At 47.1% G+C, this 20,584-nt stretch carries 15 protein-coding genes and 2 pseudogenes; 9 read left to right on the top strand and 8 right to left on the bottom strand.

Annotated elements, in window-relative coordinates; genetic code table 11:
- Positions 1–145 precede the first annotated feature (145 nt).
- Together QUB61_RS02565 and QUB61_RS02560 are read left to right on the top strand one after the other, a co-directional pair.
- Positions 146–2,146 (top strand): nitrate ABC transporter ATP-binding protein, encoded by a 2,001-nt coding sequence (locus QUB61_RS02565; RefSeq protein ID WP_333123053.1) that lies wholly within the window; start codon positions 146–148, stop codon positions 2,144–2,146.
- A gap of 184 nt (positions 2,147–2,330) precedes the next feature.
- Positions 2,331–3,176, top strand: coding sequence for a nitrate ABC transporter ATP-binding protein (locus tag QUB61_RS02560; protein ID WP_333123055.1), 846 nt, complete (start codon positions 2,331–2,333; stop codon positions 3,174–3,176).
- A 721-nt stretch (positions 3,177–3,897) separates the two neighbouring features.
- On the opposite strand, the gene QUB61_RS02555 is transcribed toward QUB61_RS02560, so the two are convergent.
- The 6 genes and pseudogenes from QUB61_RS02555 to QUB61_RS02535 form a co-directional block, all read right to left on the bottom strand.
- On the bottom strand, positions 3,898–5,634 hold the full coding sequence (locus QUB61_RS02555; RefSeq protein ID WP_333123057.1) for a leucine-rich repeat domain-containing protein: 1,737 nt from the start codon (positions 5,632–5,634) through the stop codon (positions 3,898–3,900).
- Between the two features lie 38 nt (positions 5,635–5,672).
- Positions 5,673–6,227, bottom strand: a pseudogene (locus tag QUB61_RS39730) (DUF6745 domain-containing protein); the annotation flags it as partial.
- Between the two features lie 558 nt (positions 6,228–6,785).
- Positions 6,786–7,844 (bottom strand): annotated as a pseudogene (locus QUB61_RS39725) (leucine-rich repeat domain-containing protein); the annotation flags it as partial.
- A gap of 83 nt (positions 7,845–7,927) precedes the next feature.
- Positions 7,928–8,380, bottom strand: coding sequence for a DUF6745 domain-containing protein (locus QUB61_RS02545; RefSeq protein ID WP_333123064.1), 453 nt, complete (start codon positions 8,378–8,380; stop codon positions 7,928–7,930).
- Entirely contained in the window at positions 8,262–9,086 is an 825-nt protein-coding gene (locus QUB61_RS02540; protein WP_333123066.1) for a hypothetical protein, read from the bottom strand. The genes QUB61_RS02545 and QUB61_RS02540 overlap by 119 nt, the downstream gene beginning before the upstream one ends.
- Positions 9,073–9,366, bottom strand: a complete 294-nt coding sequence (locus QUB61_RS02535; protein WP_333123068.1) for a hypothetical protein — start codon at positions 9,364–9,366, stop codon at positions 9,073–9,075. The genes QUB61_RS02540 and QUB61_RS02535 overlap by 14 nt, the downstream gene beginning before the upstream one ends.
- Positions 9,367–9,682: 316 nt before the next feature.
- On the opposite strand from QUB61_RS02535, the gene QUB61_RS39720 reads away from it, so the two are divergent.
- A complete protein-coding gene (locus QUB61_RS39720) occupies positions 9,683–9,871 on the top strand; it encodes a DUF6888 family protein (protein WP_445300165.1) in 189 nt (62 codons plus the stop codon).
- Between the two features lie 390 nt (positions 9,872–10,261).
- On the opposite strand, the gene QUB61_RS02530 is transcribed toward QUB61_RS39720, so the two are convergent.
- Both QUB61_RS02530 and QUB61_RS02525 read right to left on the bottom strand, forming a co-directional pair.
- Entirely contained in the window at positions 10,262–10,843 is a 582-nt protein-coding gene (locus QUB61_RS02530) for a Uma2 family endonuclease (protein ID WP_333123071.1), read from the bottom strand.
- Positions 10,844–11,036: 193 nt separating this feature from the next.
- Entirely contained in the window at positions 11,037–13,829 is a 2,793-nt protein-coding gene (locus QUB61_RS02525; RefSeq protein WP_333123073.1) for a diguanylate cyclase, read from the bottom strand.
- Between the two features lie 563 nt (positions 13,830–14,392).
- Here QUB61_RS02525 and QUB61_RS02520 point away from each other — a divergent pair.
- The 6 genes from QUB61_RS02520 (at position 14,393) to QUB61_RS02495 (ending at position 20,566) form a co-directional block, all read left to right on the top strand.
- Positions 14,393–15,076: a methyltransferase domain-containing protein gene (locus QUB61_RS02520; RefSeq protein WP_333123076.1), complete on the top strand. Its 684-nt coding sequence runs from the start codon at positions 14,393–14,395 to the stop codon at positions 15,074–15,076.
- 320 nt (positions 15,077–15,396) lie between these two features.
- Positions 15,397–15,942, top strand: coding sequence for an RNA 2'-phosphotransferase (locus QUB61_RS02515; protein ID WP_333123079.1), 546 nt, complete (start codon positions 15,397–15,399; stop codon positions 15,940–15,942).
- A 72-nt stretch (positions 15,943–16,014) separates the two neighbouring features.
- On the top strand, positions 16,015–17,223 hold the full coding sequence (locus QUB61_RS02510; RefSeq protein WP_333123081.1) for an AAA family ATPase: 1,209 nt from the start codon (positions 16,015–16,017) through the stop codon (positions 17,221–17,223).
- On the top strand, positions 17,220–17,441 hold the full coding sequence (locus tag QUB61_RS02505) for a hypothetical protein (protein WP_333123083.1): 222 nt from the start codon (positions 17,220–17,222) through the stop codon (positions 17,439–17,441). Before QUB61_RS02510 ends, QUB61_RS02505 begins: the two co-directional genes overlap by 4 nt.
- Before the next feature lie 372 nt (positions 17,442–17,813).
- Entirely contained in the window at positions 17,814–20,024 is a 2,211-nt protein-coding gene (locus tag QUB61_RS02500) for a PAS domain S-box protein (protein WP_333123086.1), read from the top strand.
- A 248-nt stretch (positions 20,025–20,272) separates the two neighbouring features.
- Complete coding sequence (locus QUB61_RS02495) at positions 20,273–20,566, top strand: TIGR03792 family protein (protein WP_333123088.1); 294 nt, start codon at positions 20,273–20,275, stop codon at positions 20,564–20,566.
- The last annotated feature ends 18 nt before the right edge of the window (positions 20,567–20,584 follow it).

Here is a 20,584-nt window from a genome sequence, read left to right as displayed (position 1 = left end):
AAGAGGGAAGAAGTAGATAATATTCTACGGGAAAGTCACAGGATTTATGCTTCCAGTCTCTCCCTCTACTCTACTTCTAGGCTCTGCCTGGGAAGTTAATTAGCAGCTATCGAAATCACAAACCTACAAAAAAGGCAAGAAAATCATGTCTGTTTTGATTGCAGTAGAACAAGTGGAAAAAGTTTTTAATTTATCAGACGGTGGCACATACATTGCTCTCAAAGGCATCGATATGGAAATTAAAAAAGGCGAATTTATCTCATTAATTGGACACTCGGGCTGCGGCAAATCTACGCTGCTCAATATGGTGGCAGGTTTGGATTTGCCGACATCCGGATTGGTGACAATTGACGGGCAAAGAATCACGCAGCCAGGTCCCGATCGCATGGTAGTATTCCAAAACTATTCGCTGCTACCTTGGCGGACGGTCAGAGAAAACATTACTCTAGCTGTAGATTCGGTGATGAGCGGGTTACCCAAGGCCCAACGCCTCGAAATCATTCAAAAACACATCGATATGGTGGGCTTGACGCCCCACGCCGACAAGCAACCCGCACTCCTGTCGGGCGGACAAAAACAGCGCGTGGCGATCGCCCGTGCTCTGGCCCTGCGCCCCAAACTGTTACTCTTAGACGAACCCTTCGGCGCTTTGGATGCTTTGACTCGCGGCAACTTGCAAGAAAAGTTGATGGAAATTTGCCAAGAGTACGAAATCAGCGCCCTGATGGTAACGCACGATGTGGATGAGGCCGTGTTGCTGAGCGATCGCATTGTCATGCTTACCAACGGCCCAGAATCGAAGATTGGCGGGATTCTAGAAGTAGACATCCCCCGCCCACGCCAGCGCATGGAAGTCGTCTCACACCCCAGCTACTACGCTCTACGTAGCGAAATGATTTACTTCCTCAACCAGCAGAAGCGGGTGAAAAAACTGCGGGCGCGGAAAGTACCCGCGATCGCCCGCCACGGCCTGGAAAAAGTCAACCTCGAACTCGGCTTTATTCCGCTGGCAGCCTGCGCTCCCCTCGCTGTCGCCAAAGAAAAAGGCTTTTTTGCCAAGCACGGCCTCGATGAAGTCCACCTCGTGCGGGAAACAAGCTGGCGCGGCATCGTAGACGGCATCGCCGCAGGTTACTTAGACGCAGCTCAAATGCCCTCTGGGATGGCGGTGTGGTTGAGCTTGGGGGGCCACCAAGAGAAGCCGATTCCGACGGTTACAGCCCTCACCATGAGCCGCAATGGCAACGGAATTACCCTCGCGAGGCGCTTTTACGACCAAGGGATCTACACTCTGGGAGACTTTAAAAAAATGCTCCAGAGAACGCCCGCGCAAACGCACCGTATGGCGATCGTGCACCCTTCTTCGATGCACAACCTGTTGCTGCGTTACTGGCTGGCTTCCGGCGGCATTGACCCGGATCGCGATGTGTTGCTGAAAAATATCCCACCGGCTCAGATGATCGTTGACTTGCAGGGCGGCACTATTGACGGTTTCTGCGTCGGCGAACCTTGGAACTTGCGGGCCTCGATGGAAGGAGTCGGCTTTACAGTGGCGACAGATTTGGAACTGTGGCCCGGACACCCCGCGAAAATTCTCGGAGTTCGGGAAGACTGGGCAAATGCTTATCCCAACACTCACATTGCTCTAGTCAAAGCTTTGCTGGAAGCTTGCCACTATTGCGCCGATCCAAATCACGCCGCCGAGGTTTCAGAAATTGTCGCGGGAAGAGAGTACGTCGCTACTGATAAGAGTTACATCCAACTAGGCGACCCGAAATCTGTTGCTTGCAACCTCGATACTCCGATGCGGGAATACGCCCACCACTTGTTTTCTGGAGAGGGGGTGAATCGCCCAAGCCGCACCGAACAACTCTGGCACATGGTGCAGATGGCGCGCTGGGGCGATACTGTGTTCCCGCGCAACTGGGTGGAAATTCTGGAACGGGTGGTGCGAGTCGGTGCGTTCAGCACGGCGGCGCGAGAGCTGGGGATGGCTGATATTAATTACACTCGCGGTTCTCTCAGCTTGTTTGACGGCTCGGTGTTTAATGCTGACGATCCGATCGGCTATCTCAACAATCTGGCGATTAAACGCGATTTCACGATGGCTGAAGTTGTACTCGATTCCGGCCGCAGAGCTACTTAAAGCGGTTTTTAGTTGGATAAAAATAGGGTAATTGCTAATTGTTAGTTGTGAGTTTTTAAGTGCTAATTGCTAGTTAGTAATTCCCTCTTCATGACCTCCGTTACATCCGTTAAATCCCGTACATTGCTCGTTGCCGAACTTCCTTATTCCTTCGCCAATCACCTACTCACAATTTCCCAAACCTATGATTAATACTTCTCTCAACGAGACGAATACCAAAACCAAAATCAAGTCTAAGAACGATCGCCGCCAGCCTTTTTTGGTGATGGACAATGTTTACAAAGAATATCCAAACGGTTACAGAGCTTTAGAAAACGTCAATCTGAATGTAGCTGAGGGAGAGTTTATTACTCTGATCGGACACTCGGGCTGCGGCAAATCAACACTGTTAAATATGGTGTCGGGTTTTAGCCATCCCAGCCAGGGCACCGTGACGATTAACGGGCAGCGGATTACGAAGCCGGGCCCCGATCGCATGGTGGTGTTTCAGGGTTACGCTTTGCTGCCTTGGCGGACGGTGTTTGAAAATGTTTACCTGGCGGTTAATGCTGTATTTCCGAATAAGTCGAAGGTCGAAAAAAATGCGATCGTCAATGAGCATTTGGCGATGGTGGGATTGACAGAAGCTGCCCAGAAAAGACCGCCGCAAATTTCGGGGGGGATGAAGCAGCGGGTTTCGATCGCCCGCGCCTTGGCAATTCGCCCGAAAGTGCTGATTTTAGACGAACCTTTTGGTGCTCTGGATGCAATTACTAAGGAGGAATTGCAGGAAGAGTTGCTGAAAATCTGGAACGATCACCGCTGTACGGTGTTGATGATTACTCACGATATTGATGAAGCGCTGTTTTTGGCCGATCGACTGGTGATGATGACTAACGGCCCGTCGGCGACAATTGGCGAGGTTCTGGAGATTCCTTTTCCGCGCCCGCGCGATCGGGTTCAAATGATGGAAGATCCGGAATACTACAATTTGCGGAACTACGCCCTAGATTTCCTGTTCCGTCGCTTTGCACACGATCACGATGCCTAATCGGTTGGGAAATCAAAGTTAAACAGGAGAATATGACACTTAGGATCGCGAATTAAATAACTTACAATTTTAATTGTTATTGTGGGATGGGCGTCTCGCCCGTCCTTTTTGGACGGGCGGGACGCCCATCCCACTTTCCTTGTGGAAGTTATTTAATTCTCATTCCTTATCGAACAAGTTTAATTCTTGTGGGCAGTAGGGGTTAGGCATCCTGCCGGCCCAAGACGAGCTTTTTTGCAGAAGTCTCTTGAAAAGTTTAAGCCCCAGTGTTCCCCGATGTCAGGGGAACATCGCAGCAGGCGCAATTTTCCCGGGTTGGGTAAGCTGAGGCTTTATGGTGGGCGAGAAGTTTTTTCGGAGGTTCGGATCTTTTTCCCAGCTTTTACGTCTACCAGCGAAGAGACCCGATTGCCTAGCTGTCGGTAAGCTGGCATGAACAGAGCCCACCTTCGATCCGAGGGTGGGCTTCTTCTTCATGTTATTAACGGTTTGTGGGCGATCGCTGGTTTGTGCATTCCACCCTTTGAACTGGCACACGGCGGGAACGTTATTAGTGTTTGATGAATTAATGTTTGTGTCAATATAGCGGTTTTCAGTTGAGTAAAGTACAGATGCTCGGCTAGGGAAACGGCCGATCCTAAGTCCGGCGCGGGGCTCTGTGGCTTTTAACAATTGGTATAAGACTCATGATTGTAGCAAGACTTTTTAAAATTGGTATTACTCAGGTTTGCACGGAAAACTCCTCTGGGTCAATATCCCAATTTACCCAGCGAATTGCTTCTTTAGCAGATGTCACATCAGGCGGCACTCGCAAGGCATGAATGAATCCCGTACTCGGACAAGCCATTTTTAACAAATAAATCGGCTTTGGATTACCATCGTCATCAAAATCATCGTCAAACTCCATGCTTAATAAAGTGTATTCCTGCCAACTATCTAATTCTGTCAGCGCTAATTCTTGACAAATGCGATCGTAACCAATTGTCTCAATTAATACTCGACGCAGTTCGGCATTTGATTCTGATAAAAGCCATTCGGCTTGCCACAAAGCGGGGTGTACTTTTCTGTATTTTTCGGGTAACTTAACGCCGTGGTGAAAGTATAAACTGTAGCCGTCCGCAAATGCGATCGCCGGTTCTCCTTCAGCGTGTAGCCGATTTTCAGCGTCCAAGCGGATGTGCAGGGGGCGATCGCAAATTACGCAAATTTTCTCAAACGGCAATATCCAACCGCAATACTCTAACAACTGTTTCTTGCAGCGAAGTAGTTCTTGTGCTTTTTGGTCGAGAGTGACACCAAATTTAGAAATAAAAAATTCAGTCACATGGATTTCCTTCAGCAGATTGGTAGGGGTTAGTGGCTCTAGATAGTTAGAATATGAGCGAAAATTAGCTCCCAGCCATTCTCGGTAATTTTTTACCAATTCATCAAATTCTGCCAGGAGTATTCGATCGCTATCCGGCTCTAATATTCTTAGATTCCACAGACAATTCCACAATATCAGAGCCGACGATCCTGCGTCCACTAATTGAAATAATTCCTTCAACAATGACTTACCAGAACCTAAATTTTCCGCCGCTCTTCCAGATTTTTTATAATGCGATATATTGTAATTTTTGAGTGGTTTGAGGAGTTTTTTTGAAGCTACCTGCGGACTGCTGCAAACAATAACTTTTGGTGCTTGTAGACCAATAGCTGCATAGATTTTTTTCACTGCTTCTGTAGCTTTTTCAGAATTAATTGGCGCAGTCTTGAGGGTAAGGTACTTTTGTGTAAGTTCCTTCGGCAGATTTAAGTCGGTAATTGGATTGTTGTAGAGATAAATTTCCGGCAGGTTGGTGAGTGCCAACAGCGGAGTGATATCGGTAATTTGATTGTTGGAGATAATCAGTCTGGTCAGCTTGGTGAGTCCCGAAACCGGAGTGATGTCGGTAATTTGATTGTTGTGGAGATTCAGTATGAACATATTGGTGAGTGCCGACAGTCCAGTGATGTCGGTAACTGGAGTGTTGCAGAGAAACAGTCTCGTCAGATTTGTAAGTTCCGACAGCCCAGTGATGTCGGTAATTGGATTGTTGGAGAGATACAGCCTTCTCAGGTTAGTGAGTGCTGACAGCCCAGTGAGCTCGGTAATTGAATTGTTGTCGAGATGCAGGCTTGTGAGGTTGTTGAGTCCCGACAGCGGAGTTATGTCGGTAATTTGATTGTTTTCGAGATGCAGTCTGGTCAGGTTGGTGAATCCCGATACCGGAGTTAGGTCGGTAATTTGATTGGAGGGGAGATGCAGTTCAGTAAGGTTTGAAAGTACCCGATTGGCTTCTTTGCAGTCACAAGTGCCAGCCTGTTTTAACAGCATCTCAACTGTATGCCTGGCCGATTCTGAAAGACTATCTTTGTGCTTGCACCAATCGGCAAAGCTACTGAAATTAAGTGGTTGGTTTGCTTGTTGTTCTGGCATAGTAAATTTTGATTCAAGTTTGGTAAAATATCAGTTTTTCATGTTTGTACGCTAAACTCCTCTGGATTTATTCCCCAATTTACCCAGCGAATTGCTTCTTGAGCTGATTCTAGATCGGGCGGCACTCGCAAAGCGTGAATAAATCCCGTGCTCGGACAAGTCATTTTTAACAAATAAATCGGCTCGAGATCGGCGTTATCGATTTTTAATAGCGTGTATTCTTGCCAACTATCTAATTCTACTGCTTGCAATTGTTGGCAAATGCGATCGTAACCAATTGTCTCAATTAATACTCGACGCAGTTCGGCATTTGATTCCGATAAAAGCCATTCTGCTTGCCACAAATCGGGGTGTACTTTTCCGTATTTTTCGGGTAATTTAACGCCGTGGTGAAAGTATAAACTGTAGCCGTCCGCAAAGGCGATCGCGCTTTCTCCTTCAGCGTGTAGCTCGTTGGCGCTGTCAAAGCGAAGGTGCAGGGGGCGATCGCAAACTAAGCAAATGTTCTCAAACGGAAATATCCAACCGCAATCCTCGAACAACTGTTGCTTGCAGCGAAGTATTTCTTGGGCTTTTTGGTCGAGAGTGATACCAAGTTTTGAGATAAAAAATTCAGTCAAATGAATTTCCTTCACCAGATCCGTAGGGGTTAGTGGCTGTAGATAGTTAGAATACAATCGAGACTCAGATTTGCGCGATTCAGGGTAATTTATTGCCAATTCCTCAAGTTCTGACACGAGTGTGCAATCGGTATCCGGCTCTAGTATTATTTCATCGCCCAGCTCCTTCCAAAACATCAGACTCACTCCTACATCCACCGATTGAAATAACTCCTTAAGCAACGACTTTCCCCATCCTAAATTACCAGTAGCCTTTTGCGATATTTGATTTGGCGACCTAGAGTCAATTTTGAGTTGTTTGAGAAAATTTAAATCAGCTACTGGCGGGCTGCTGCAAATAATAACTTGGGGTGCTTTGTGACCAATAGCTACATAAATATTTTTCACGGTTTCTGTAGCTTTTTTAGCATCAATTGGCGTCGTGGAGAGGGTCAGGTACTTCTGTGTAAGTTCGAGCGACAGATTTAAGTCAGTAATTGGGTTGTAGAGAGGCAGTATGGTCAGGTTGGTGAGTCCCAACAGCCCAGTGATGTCGGTAATTGGATTGCATTGAAGATTTAGGTCTGTCAGGTTGGTGAGTCCAGACAGCCCAGCTATATCGGTAATTTGATTGCCGCAGAGACGCAGTATGGTCAGGTTGGTGAGTCCCAACAGCCCAGTGATGTCGGTAATTTGATTGCATTGAAGATCCAGGTCTGTCAGGTTTGTGAGTCCTGACAGCGGAGTTATATCGGTAATTTGATTGCCGCAGAGACGCAGTATGGTCAGGTTGGTGAGTCCTGACAGCCCAGTGATGTCGGTAATTTGATTTTGGCTGAGCGACAGTATGGTCAGGTTGGTGAGTGTTGACAGCGGAATTATATCGATAATTTCATTGCAATAGAGTTCCAGTTTGGTCAGGTTGGTGAGTCCTGACAGCCCAGTTATATCGATAATTTGATTCATTTCGAGATCCAGGTCTGTCAGGTTGGTGAGTCCTGACAGCCCAGTTATATCGATAATTTGATTGTGGCCCAGAGCCAGGTCTGTCAGGTTGGTGAGTGCCGACAGCCCAGTGATGTCGGTAATTTGATTTTGGTAGAGATTCAGATATGTCAGGTTAGTGAGTGCCGACAGCCCAGTGATGTCGGTAATTTGATTGCCGAAAAGATTCAGGTCTGTCAGGTTAGTGAGTGCCGACAGCCCAGTGATGTCGGTAATTTGATTGGCGGAAAGATCCAGATATGTCAGGTTAGTGAGTGCCGACAGCCCAGTGATGTCGGTAATTGGATTGGCGGAAAGACTCAGATATGTCAGGTTAGTGAGTGCCGACAGCCCAGTGATGTCGGTAATTTGATTGTAGTTAAGATTCAGATATGTCAGGTTAGTGAGTGCCGAAAGCGGAGTAATATCGGTAATTTTATTCCAGTTAAGATTCAGTTCAGTGAGGTTTGAAAGTATCCGATCGGCTTCATTGCAGTCAGAAGTGCCAGCCTTGTTTAACAGCACTTCAACTGTATATATTGCCGATTCTGAAAGACTATCTTTGTGTTTGCACCATTCAGCAAAGCTACTGAGATTAATTGGTTGGTTTGTTTGTGGTTCTGACATGATAAATTCTGACTTTAGTTTGGTAAAATTTCAGGCCGGCAGGGGTTTAAACCCCTGCCGGCCTGTGTGGCAATGAAAAATCTTCAAGTTTGCACGCTAAACTCCTCTGGCTCGGTTCCCCAATTTACCCAGCGAATTGCTTCTTGAGCCGTTAGCGAAGCCCTCGAAGAGGATCGCACATTTGGCGGAACGCGCAAAGCGTGAATGTGTCCCGTGCTCGGACAGGTCATTTTTAACAAATAAACTGGCTTTGCATTACCCCTAATACTAAAATCATCGTCAAACTCGATGCTTAAAAGAGTGTATTCCTGCCAACTATCTAATTCTGTCACCGCTAATTCTTGACAAATGCGATCGTAAGTAATTCCCTGAACTAACGCGCGCCGAACTTCCGCATTCTTTTCCTTCAACACCCACTTAGACTGCCACTGATCCGGGTGCAGCTTGCCGTACCATTCGGGCAAGATAACGCCGTGATAGGCGTAAATCGAAACACCGTCGGCAAATTGTACCGCTGGTGTTCCTTCGGCGTGCAAGCGGTGGTTGGTCAACGGAAAGTGCGATCGGCTTGGAGCAGACAATGCAAACTTTGTCATAGGGATAAATCCAGCCGCAATCCCGGACAATCGATTGAAAAACAATCCAATTTCTGCCGTAGGAATGAGGTAAATTTAGAACCGAAATGCAAAAATCCAACAAACTGCCACAAGCAGCCCACAATTCTGGTTGAATGCAATTACTGAATTGTTCTCCTAATCTTTGCCAGTAAATGTCTCCACTCCGCTCATCGATCACCTCTTGCGGTAGCAATTGGCTTCCTATTTCGCCAACTAAATAATTGCGGTGCGCCTCCCACATTTGCGTTTGCAGTTGAGTATAAAGTCGAGCTGACCGTTGAGTTTGCAGTTGGCTGTGCAGTTCGCTTTCTAGTTGGCTCCCCAAATAACCCCGCAGTTGTTTTTCTAGCTGGCTGCGAAGTTTTCTATCGAATTGGCTGCGCAGTTCGCTGCTGGGATTGTCAACTCGACTGAGGATTAGATCGCCAGCTTCGTAGGGGCGATCGACAAAAATGATTTCCGGTGCTTTTAGGCCGATCGCACTGTAAGCCGATTTAATTGTTTCCTCCGCTTGCGAGCGATTTATCGGCCCAGTGGAAAGCGATCTCGCTCTCCACTTTTCGCGATAAACAGGAATCAAAGCTGCTTGTTCTGGCGTCAGTTTTTTAACCTTAGTCTGCGACATACCTCCAACCTTGGGGCTGATATTCCCGCTGAATTCGCACCATCCAATTACCCTCGGGAATTGCGATCGCATGGTGTTCTTCGTGACTCAATAAAGCTGTCGGTGAAAGCACCCGCAAGTACAGAGTGCCGTCTTTTTCGTAAAGTTCAGCTTGTCCCTCAATAATCTGGTGAGAATGTCCCGTGACTTCACCTTCGGCGAGAGTTAGGTGAGGTTTTTTTTCTCCTTGGATTTTCGGTACCGGGGTGAGAATTACGTCGCCTTGTCGGATGGGTTGCATAGGTTGTTTCTCAATTTTGTTTGCTGGTGTCGGTCGATCGAGCTTTTCTACCGCAACTCTATACTACATATGTATTATATGGCTGTCAAGAGCCACAAACCAAATTCCATAACTCTTTGCTGCACTCACAGGCGTCATCTTGGAGTGTGAAAGTCGCCTGGGTGAGGGCGGGTTTATAGATATTGTCGATGTGAATGAAATATTGTTGGTGAAACCCGCCCCTAAAAATATTGTGGTTAATTGATGGAATCAGTGAGGGCGGGTTTATAGATATTATCGATGTGAATGAAAGATTGTTGGTGAAACCCGCCCCTACTTGACATATTTGGCATTGCAACCTATTCCCCTTGTCTGTGTTGACGAGAGAACCCACAACTTGTTTGTATTGGCTGGATCTGACGAAGAAATTGAGGTTAAAATTGCTCCCAATGGGGAGTTTTTTTTTAGTTATTCAAGTAGATTAGACTGCAATGTCCGAGGGATAATTGAACCGTTATTTCCTTAAAAATCGCGGGAACAAAGCTGCACAGCCAGCCTAATTATACAGGCGGAAAAAGCACTTGAATTCAATCATAACGAAACAGGGAGATTGGGATTTTGATAATAATAGCAATTAAAAAAACTCATGCAACCGTAACTGTAGTAGCTGAGCCTGGTGCGGCTATCTAAAATAAAAAAAAATTGACAATCTAGTAGCGACGCACCTGACAAAATAGTTCAGGAAACAACCCTCCGTTGCACCTCGCCCCACACTAATAAGTGTTGCAATACTTTTTGTGATTGGTATAAAATTGAGGCAGCGTCAGCGCCAGCAAATGAAAGAATATAAAGGTGAGTATTGTATCCTAATAATATATTTATAAATAGGGGAGCGATCGCCCAAGCCACTGGGACTTTAAACCCCAGAAATCCCGCGCCGAAACTCCATAACGGCTTCAACCCTAGAAGCCATCAGCAAGCAGCGAGACAGCAGGTTGATGTCTAAACCGGGCAGAACTTCGCTTTGGTCAATTTTTTCATAACCGTGCGATCGCAAATGATACAGGCCAAATATTCCATCCTCCCAAAACCAAACTTCGGGTACTCCTAATGCTTGGTAGCGAGTTAGCTTGCGCTTTCCCCCACTGGTAAACACTACTTCGATGGAAATATCCGGGGTAATACCTGTTGACTTACCAATTAAAAAGGATTCGTCAGCTTGAGCCGAGACTTCCTCTCCCTTCTCTTGGGTAAAGCTACCCAAAGGGTTAAACTCGATGTCTTTTTCAACAAAGTAGTCGATCGGCAAGCTGGCAATCATTCTGCTGAAAATTTCGTGTTCTTGCGAGACTGACAAGATTTCTACCTCACTGTTATAATAAAACAGTCTGATACCGGGGGAGTTAGAAAAACCCTGCTGAATTAGTTTGAATTGTTGCCAGCTAATCTCGGAGTGGACTAGCCTTTGGTCTTGGGGTTGATTTAATGTTACTATCACGATCCGACATCCTATAATTATTCTAGTGCTAGTGGAAATAATTTAAGTTTTTCGTCAGGACTTTAATGCTTATTAAGTCGGAGTTAAGGACAGAAGTCCTTACTACGAACCTATTTTTGTAAGATATTTAGTTTTTCCAATTCGATCGCAGTGAACTGACAAAAAACTAATAACTAAGGACTAATAACTATTATCATTGAAATGTGGCAACCGAAACCCGATCGCGCCCTGATGCTTTCGCCTGATAAAGCGACTCGTCGGCGAGCGCAATTAGCGCCTCCGGCTGCGACTTCGGCGCGGGAATGCAGCAAGCTACACCCAAACTCAGCGTCACGTATTCGCTGACAGCAGACTTAGCGTGAACTATTTGCAAAGCCCGCACCTGTTGTGCGATCATTTGAGCTACGCAAGTGGCACCTTCAATATCCGTATTCGGCAAAACTACTACAAATTCTTCTCCACCGTAACGCGCTACTAAATCGGCCGCTCGCTTTACCGAATGCTGGATAACCGCCGCCACTTGCCGCAAACATTCATCCCCCGCTTGGTGACCGTAAGTGTCGTTGTAAAGTTTGAAATAATCGATGTCGCACATAATCAAAGACAGCGGTGCTTCTTCCCTCGCCAAACGCCGCCATTCCGTATCGAGGTATTGATTAAAAGAGTGGCGGTTTTTTACCTCAGTCAAACTGTCGTAAGTTGCCAAATACTGCAAGGCTCGATTCACACTTTCCAACTGCTGTTTCTGCTGCTGCAACTGACGGTTGAGAAGCGCCAACTGCTGTTCGGCTGAGTGCGATCGCAACAAATTTCTCACCCTCGCCAGCAATTCCCTCTCGTCAAAAGGCTTTGCAATATAATCGTCAGCACCCGCATCCAAACTTTCGATCCGAGCTTCCATCCCCGATCGCGCTGTCAAAAAGATTACCGGAGTCGAACTCAATTCTGGCGTACTCCGAATCTCCTTGAGCAAATCCAGTCCGTTTTGTCTGGGCATGACTTGGTCGCTCACAATCAAATTTGGCTGCAAACTTTTGGCTTTTTCTAAACCTTCAACCCCGTCACTCGCGACGGCGACTCGATAGTACGGAGTTAATAAAGTTTCGAGGTAAGCCTGCAGAAAATTGTTGTCTTCTACTACTAGCAACAGCGGTAATTCTCTGCTGTCAGTTGTTAATTGTTCCTCATTATTTTTGTCGTCAAAACTGTTATGTTCCGGCAGCGAGTCCTGGGGTGCGATCGCCCCGATACTTCCCGATCCCCACTCTCCGGAGCCGAATCCAGTCAGTCCAGCCAATTGGGCGATCGCGCTCACCAACTGAGTCGCTTCCACCGGCTTCGACAAATGCCTCTGAAACCCCGCCTCCAGCGCTTCGGCCGAATCTTCTTCCTGGAGGCCTCCCGTCAGCGCCACGGCCGGCAGCAGTTCCCTGTGCTCGAACCTTTCCATTGCTCTGATGCGGCGGATCAAATCGCAGCCGTCAGCTCCGGAAACCGTCATATCGCTCACCAACACGTCGGGCCGCGACTGTTGCAACTCGGCCATCGCTTCGCCGGCGCTACCCACCGCTGTTACCTTGGCTCCAAATGCTTCGAGGCCAGTTTTGAGAAATTGCCGGATCTCGACGCTGCTTTCCACCACCAGGACTTGCTTTCCCGCTAGGGGTTTGGAAACCGATCCGGGTCTGCTTTCCATTTGGGCGATCGCAGCAGTGCGATCGTCCTGTGCATTTTGCTGGGCAATCGGTAGCACCACCCCAAAGGTCGCCCCCTGACCGATGCCGGGACTCGAAGCCCAAACAGTTCCCCCGTGCAGTTCCACCAAGTGCTGCACAATTGAGAGCCCCAGCCCGAGCCGGTGCTGTTCCTTGGTCTGGAAGCTCTCAGCAGGGCGGAAGTAGTCAAAGATGTGGGGCAGAAATTTGGGGTCGATCCCGCAACCGCTGTCGCTGACCCGAATCAAGACGCCTGACTCAGTAGGCTCAGTCCGCACTTGAACTGGGTTTGGTGCCGATTCTGGGGTGAATTTGATGGCGTTGGTAAGGAGGTTCCAGACTACTTGCTGCAAGCGTTCTGCATCTGCCAAAATGTAGCTGACGGCGGGGTCAAAATGTGTTTCTACGCGGATGTTTTTGGCCGAAGCCTCGGGGCAGAGGGTGGCGATCGCAGACTCTACGATCGACGGGAGGTGAACTCGGCCAATGTTCAGGCACACTTTCCCCCGCAGCAGCCGCGAAAGGTCGAGGAGATTGTCTATTTGCCGGTTTTGTAATTTGGCGTTGCGCTCGATGATTTCCAAAGCACGGTTGGTGGTGGCTTGGTTGAAATTGCGCGATCGAGCTAGCTGCACCCATCCCAAAATCGCGCTCAGGGGCGATCGCAGTTCGTGGGAGGCGATCGCCAGAAATTCGTCTTTTGCCCGGTTGGCTTCGGCTTGGGCTGCTTCAACGGCTTTGCGATCGGTGATGTCGAATCCGATCGCCAAATACTCACAGGGTTTTCCCTTGCAGTCCAACAGCGGAACTACTGCTGCGTACACCCAATAATCACTTCCATTCTTGGCTTTATTCTTAATGTCTCCTTGCCAAACTTCACCTTTGGCAACTGTTGACAGCAGATTTTTGATTAATTCCGAAGACTTATATTCCGAATGGAGGATGCCAAAGTGGCAGCCGATCAGTTCGGGGCGCGAATAGTTGGACATGGAGCAAACTCGATCGCTGACGTAGTTGATAATTCCTCGCGCGTCAGTCCTCACCGCAAGTGCCGATCTGTTGATCGCTCCTTGAAAATCTAAACATTCTTGCAGCGACGAATCTAGTTTTTTTGTCGTATAAATTTTGCCTGGGCGATCCGGCTTATCCTTGCTCCGCTCTTGGATTTCCATTGCTTCTATTTTCCCCTGACGGCTGACACCTAATCTACTCGCATCCTGATTCATTGTCACTATTTTCTTTCCCGCGTCGGCGGGTGCAATATTTTGCATCTCTTCATCTTCCTGAAAATTTGGCAGGACATCGACTCGGGAGTCACCTCAATTTTTATTTATAGTTGGCTAAATTTTGTCAATCTGAGGACTGATTTTCTCATATCTAGCCGATCGTCCGCTGCTGGCTAATACCCTTTTATATTTTATATTTTATATTTTACTAGGGGGAATTACTGAGAAATTTAGGGTGTGGATCGCACGCCTACAGTTCCATTCTTCTTTTAAACGGGTAGCATAACCGTCAACTTTTTTCTCACAATTACTCCTCGGATCTGGCACAAAGTCTCCTCAAGGGCCGGCTTTCGGGTCTGTGGCATTCTGCCTCAGATCCACTCAAGCAGATATATGTGTATGGCTAGACAGTTCCCTAATCATTGGCGGGTTTGGGCGAAGAAAGTCCGTGTCTTGCGATCGTCGGCAACTTCTGTTAAATTATTTTCTTCTACATCTTGACAGGGCTGTATAATTTTTGTATTATAAAATGTAATATAAGTTCAAACGAGAGAGCCGCCCAACTGCATTGACGCACTCAACTATTAACAATTTGAGGAAAATAGTCTGTGAATTTAGACGCTGTACGCGAGCACTTTGAACAAGGAGCATTTGATTATGACGGCTTAATTCCTCGCCTGATTCCGCGCTATCGCGAACAACACGATGTAATATTGCAGTTAATCCCTTCTGAAACTAATGCTAACATAAAAGTTCTGGATTTAGGCGCGGGAACTGGCATACTGTCGGCTGTGGTTTTGTCAGCATTTCCTCAAGCAAAAGTCCTCGCCTTTGACATGGCGCAAAATATGCTAAAAACTTGCCAAACTAACTTGTCCGCTGTCCGAGAACGGCTGACCTTGCAGCAAGGAAACTTTGCCGAAGATGATTTCGGCAGCGGTTACGATTTGGTAGTTTCAGGGTTGGCAATCCACCACCTCGACAGCGCAGGTAAACAACAGCTATTTCACAAACTTTTCCACTCGATGAATCCAGGGGGAATCTTGCTAATTCGAGATATTGTGACAGGTGCTACTCCCCGGCTGACTGAGCAATACGAACAGTTGTGGCGGCAGTACATGAAAGCTAACGGAGAAGACGATGCAGCCTGGTTTCAAAAATATCTAGGAGAAGATATTCCCTCCTCTGTGGAAGAGCAGACCAAGTGGCTTGCAGAAGCAGGTTTTGCCGACGCAGGATGTCACTGGCGCTATCTAAATTTTGCTATTTTTGGCGGAGTTATCCCCAGGTAGAAGGCATGGCAGAATGCAGATTTTTTGATAATTATCAAAAGATAAAGCTCGTGAGAACTCGCACACCGAAAACTTTTTCATTCCCGGACGCAGAACCTAATTATGTAGGTTTTTAAGGGCGCACCTTACCGCTCGAATTCGCGCGTAAAACCCTTCGTTTTTGGCGATATGAAAATTTTAACAAACCTGTAGGGCGGGTTCACTAAAGCGCCCTCTGGCAGTGCAAACAGATTCAACAAACCCGCCGCCCACCCACGAAATAAGCCGCTAGTAACATTTTGTAAAAGGTGATTTAAAAGCTCAATAAATAAAGTAAAATCATGAATGATTCTCGCTTAGTAAAAATCAGCAGATATCTCAGCAAACACCTGCGCCACGCGCCAGGGCGCATCGGCATTGAACTCGCTCCAGGTGGCTGGGTTCCTGTTAACGAACTCCTCGATGCGTGCCAAAAAAATAACTTTCCAGTTCAGCTTGCAGAACTCAAAAAAGTAGTCGCGCAAAACGACAAGCAGCGCTTTTCACTCGACTCCACAGGCACTCTAATTCGTGCGAACCAAGGACACAGTGTAGAGGTAGACTTGCAGTTAGAACCCGCTGTTCCCCCGGATATTTTATATCACGGCACAAGTAGTACTGCCGTCGAGTCTATTCTCAGTCAAGGAATTAGGAAAATGTCGCGGCATCATGTTCATTTGTCGGTGAATATCCAGACCGCGCGCCAAGTAGGTGCAAGACATGGCATCCCGGCCGTCTTTACTGTAGATGCCGCAGCAATGCAAAGCGACGGCCATACATTTTACTGCTCTGCCAACCAAGTTTGGCTAGTAGATTTTGTGCCACCCAATTATCTCAAAATAAGTTGAGAACTTTCCGGTGTTTTGTATAAATTGTACCCAAAATGTTTTAAAATTAAGAGCAAGTAGGAGTTTTGCAAAATGAGTGCAGAAGATATGGGCGATCGCGACAACAATTTCAATCAAAACAATCCTCAAAATCGAGGGCTGCTCGGCTCGGGCTGGCGACCTTTTTACCGTCAATTTGATTGGGATCACCTGCTACACTTAGCGTCTAGCGACCCCTTAGAACTAGCTCAAAAAACTTTAGGTGCAGCTAGCGACATTGCCGACGCAATGGGACGACACCAATATACCTGGTGGGCAAATATTTTAAATGTATTCTCGGAAAATACTCGCTACGAAATGGATGAGTTTTGGGATTACATTACTCCGCAGCCAGTTTACCCGGATTACCGCTACAAAGACGTTTTAGCTACCGAAACCCCGGTGGTACAATTGGTCAGCCGCGCTAGCATTCCCATCGACTACGTTCTCAACAAACTCCAAGAGATTACTGTTTTCAAAGTTCTGGATTTGCTGGGAAAACCGGATGCGATTACCCAGTGTTTTATGGAGCGACATTTTTCTTATGCCCCGGAGCGATTTATTAGCTGGGAACGCTTGGAAGTTTTGGGTACTGTTTATGCTTATTGGGCCCGATTAGGCTGCTGGCTGCAAATTGACAGCTACGACAGGGGAAGACGCTGCTACACTCTGATTTCCCAAGATATTGCGCCGCTCGTTAGCAAGGCAACTTACAATTTAGCGGTGATTCTGGGCGGGTACAAAAGCCGCGTCGGACAGGTTCACAGCCAGTTCCCAATTCGGACGTTTACGGAGGAGGTTCAAAGTTTTACTGATACAATTCAGCAGGCAATTCTGGATCAAAATCAGTTGGCTGTTTTGATCAGTGGCGAACCGGGGACGGGCAAAACTGCTTGGACGCAAGCGGTAGCAAAGGAAATTTTAGTGCCGCTGGGTTATGTAATTTTTATCTTAGACCACGATGCTGTGGAAAATTTTGTGCCACCGAGTTATTTAGAGCGGATTTGTATTATTATCAATGAGGCTGATAATTTGGCTCAAGATCGATCGACCGCAGAGGGCCAACGCACTAACAAAACTGAACACATTTTGAGTTTGCTGGATGGCACTTTGTATCAAAGCGTGATAGACGAGCACGGGATTCAATTTGGACAAAAGCTCGTAGTTTTGATGACTTGCAACACTGCTGAAAGATTAGATCCTGCAATGTTACGCAAAGGGAGAGTGGATTTTACCAGTGAATTTACGCACAAATTTGTTTGAGCTATCTCTTAAATTCTCCAGCTATCTGCGCGATCGCACTGACTGCACGATCTCATACCATGTTCGATTTTCGATTTTCAATTAAAGAATTGGGAATGAGTGAGGAAGCTCAAGGTTTGGATCGCGGGCCTACAGTTGCATTCTTTTTGGATGTATCAAATACCGAACAATCACCAGGAAATCTTCTGAATCTCAAAGTTGGGGGAAAAATTGCTTGAGTACCTATAGACCATTGGTGTCAACAATCACCTAAAATCCTTTGTATCTCTCGTTTTTTGCCGAGTCTTGCTCCCCCTCTTGCGCCCCCCAATAGTCGGGGGAGACCAGAGAGCACTCGAGTCCCATCCGGCTATTCGGCGATCGCCCGGGCCATCTGTGCCTAATCGTCAAACAGCAGTCGGGCAATAGATTTGGTCTTAAGTTGACACCAATGCCTGTAGACAGATAGACATATAGACATCAAAAATGATATGACTGAGGGGTGATACCCTGTAAGGGTATCGTCCGAGAGGGGAAATCAGGGGAACACAGCATTTTTGGTCTCAAACAGAATTTGTTAAACTTGACAGCTATGGAGGAAATCCCAAACCGTGCAAACTAAGCCAGTTCAGCAAAAAAGTCAGGGACTGGGAAGGTACGCCGACGGGACAGTCGCGATCGCCCAACAACCCGCAGAGGCAGCCGTGTCCGAGAGTAAAGACCGACTTCGGCGGTTTGTGGAGCGCTCCGCCGAGGCCGTGGCAATGGTAGATTGTGAAATGCGCTATCTGTCGGTTTCTCGTCGCTGGGAAACAGATTGCGGGCTCGGCTGCCAATCGGCGATCGGCCGGTATCATTGGGAACTGTTCCCGAATCTCCCGGAATATTGGGAGCAAAATGCCCAGGCTTGTTTAGCCGGAGTTTTGGAATACAGCGAGTTTGTGGCAGGGCCATCGATCGCATCTGTATCAGGAAAAATCGCAGGTGGCTCTTTGGCCGCGTCGGTAAAATGGATATTTCAGCCTTGGAAAAATAGCGAAGGTGCGATCGGCGGTTTGATCCTGTTTGCCTCTGAGATAGCCTGCGATCTCGCTCAAACAAATGACTATAATAAATTTCTGTCCGAGGTCAAAAGCAAGCCGTTAGAAACCATACCGCAACTAACTCAAATTGCCCTCGAAAATGCTGCTGATACAATCTTTATTACTACCTCCGACGGTCAAATTTGCTACGCCAACAAAGCCGCTTGCCATCTTTTCGGCTACTCGGAATCGGAACTGCTAAACCTGAGGGTTAGCGACATCGATTCGCAGTTACCAGCATCGGATTGGCCCGAGCACTGGGAGCAACTAAAGCAGCAAAGCAACCTCACTGTTGAAACCAGTTACAAAACCAAAGACGGCGCCAGTTTTCCCGTCGAAGTTAAAGTCAATTATTTAGAATACGGCGGCTGCGAATACCGCTGCGCGATCGCCCGCGACATTTCGGATCGCCAAGTAGCAGAATCAGCGCTTTTAGAGGCGAAAGAGCAACTTCAAGCCGTTTTGGACGCCGTGCCGGGATTAGTTTCTTGGGTAAGTTCCGATTTGCGGTACTTGGGAGTAAACCGACATTTAGCTAGGGCATATAAAATGCCTGCCGCAGTATTTACCGGTCAAAAAGTAGGTTTTTTAGATACAAGTCCCAAATTTAACGATTTAGTATACGGTTTCTTTGCCAGCAATAAAAAGAAGACATCTCAAGAAGTAACAGCGAGCATCAGAGGAGAAAATAAAACTTATCTAATTGTCGCTCAAAAATACCATAACAATACGGCGGCGGTATTTGTGGGATTGGACATTACAGAAAGCAAACAGTCTCTTTTTGCTTTGCAAGAATCCGAAGAACGCCTGCGGCAGCAAGCGGCTAGATTAGAGCAGACGCTGTTAATTTTGCAGCGAACTCAAACTCAACTGATTCAAACAGAAAAGATGTCATCCCTGGGGCAGTTGGTAGCAGGAATAGCGCACGAAATTAATAATCCAGTTAGTTTTATTTCCGGCAATGTCAGCCACGCCACCGGCTACATTCAAGAACTAATGCGATTGATCGACCTTTACCAAAACTATTATCCCCATCCCGTGCCGGAAATTAAATATGTGATGGAGGAATTAGACTTAGAATTTATCACGCAAGACTTGCCAAAACTGCTAAATTCAATGAAAGTCGGTTCGGAAAGGATTCGGGATGTCGTGCGATCGCTGCGCTTGTTCTCGCGTACCGATGAAGCCCAAATGAAGCCTGCAGATATCCACGAAGGTTTGGACAGCACTTTGCTGATCTTGCAAAATCGCCTGCAAGCTAAAGGGGGACGGCCGGGGATTTCTCTAGTTAAAGAATACGGGGATTTGCCGCTAGTCCGCTGCTATGCGGGACACTTAAACCAAGTGTTCATGCACTTGTTGACAAATGCGATCGACGCTTTGGAAGAAGGGGGGAGAAATTCCGAAAAGAATGGTAAAATGCAAAATCAGTCTTTCTTGTCTGGGGCCAGCTCGGGCTCTGGAATATTAAATCCCGAAATTCGGATTCGGACCTCGGTGGTAGAGGAAAACGAAGTTGCGATCGCCATTAGGGACAACGGCCCTGGGATGACTGAAGAAGTCCTCGGCTGCATCTTTGACCCTTTATTTACCACTAAATCTCCAGACACGAGCACAGGTTTGGGTCTAGCAATATCCCAGCATTTAGTAGTAGAAAAGCACGGCGGTAACTTGCACTGTATTTCGCGTCCGGGAGAGGGAACGGAGTTGATAATTAAAATTGCGATCGGCAATGATTAATTGACTTCACCCAAAGCTGGAGACAAGCTGCCGCCGAAAGTCGCCCAGAGCAAAAAAGTTGAGATTTTAGTTGAGCAGGACTTATGCAGAACCTAATTATGTAGGGTGTTCTTCGGCGCACCTTACGGCTATAATTCGCGCGTCGAACCATTTTTTGCGTCCAGGATTGTTTAAGCCCCCAGAGTGCGGCTGTACAATCAATTCTAAAATCTAAAATCTAAAATCAAGTGATTTACAGGGGAAATAATATGGTAATCGAGTGGCTGAGATTTAAAGTACCTCCGGAAAAGTGGGAGGCGTTTATTCAACGAGATGAAGAAGTTTGGACGGCGGGACTAAAAAATTTCCCCGGTTTTTTGGGCAAAGAAATTTGGGTGGATTCGGTGGAAAATGAGGTGGTGATGTTGATTCGCTGGGAAACTAGGGAACAGTGGAAGTCTGTTCTGCAAAGCACAATAGATGAGTTGGACCGCCAAATGGGCGATTTGCAAATTGCGATCGCCGAAAGTCGCGAATATCAAGTTCCCAAGTTTTTGCCTTAGTCAGTCAGCAGTCAGCAC

The organism is Microcoleus sp. C2D2 (genome assembly GCF_036702495.1).
Classification (GTDB): domain Bacteria; phylum Cyanobacteriota; class Cyanobacteriia; order Cyanobacteriales; family Microcoleaceae; genus Microcoleus.
This window is presented reverse-complemented; position numbering and strand designations above follow the sequence as displayed.

Bases quoted from the DNA above. Each gene is read 5' to 3' on its own strand.
- QUB61_RS02565 (WP_333123053.1), top strand. From the start codon at position 146: ATGTCTGTTTTGATTGCAGTAGAACAAGTGGAAAAAGTTTTTAATTTA.
- QUB61_RS02560 (WP_333123055.1), top strand. From the start codon at position 2,331: ATGATTAATACTTCTCTCAACGAGACGAATACCAAAACCAAAATCAAG.
- QUB61_RS02555 (WP_333123057.1), bottom strand. From the start codon at position 5,634: ATGCCAGAACAACAAGCAAACCAACCACTTAATTTCAGTAGCTTTGCC.
- QUB61_RS02540 (WP_333123066.1), bottom strand. From the start codon at position 9,086: ATGTCGCAGACTAAGGTTAAAAAACTGACGCCAGAACAAGCAGCTTTG.
- QUB61_RS02535 (WP_333123068.1), bottom strand. From the start codon at position 9,366: ATGCAACCCATCCGACAAGGCGACGTAATTCTCACCCCGGTACCGAAA.
- QUB61_RS02525 (WP_333123073.1), bottom strand. From the start codon at position 13,829: ATGCAAAATATTGCACCCGCCGACGCGGGAAAGAAAATAGTGACAATG.
- QUB61_RS02515 (WP_333123079.1), top strand. From the start codon at position 15,397: ATGAATGATTCTCGCTTAGTAAAAATCAGCAGATATCTCAGCAAACAC.
- QUB61_RS02510 (WP_333123081.1), top strand. From the start codon at position 16,015: ATGAGTGCAGAAGATATGGGCGATCGCGACAACAATTTCAATCAAAAC.
- QUB61_RS02495 (WP_333123088.1), top strand. From the start codon at position 20,273: ATGGTAATCGAGTGGCTGAGATTTAAAGTACCTCCGGAAAAGTGGGAG.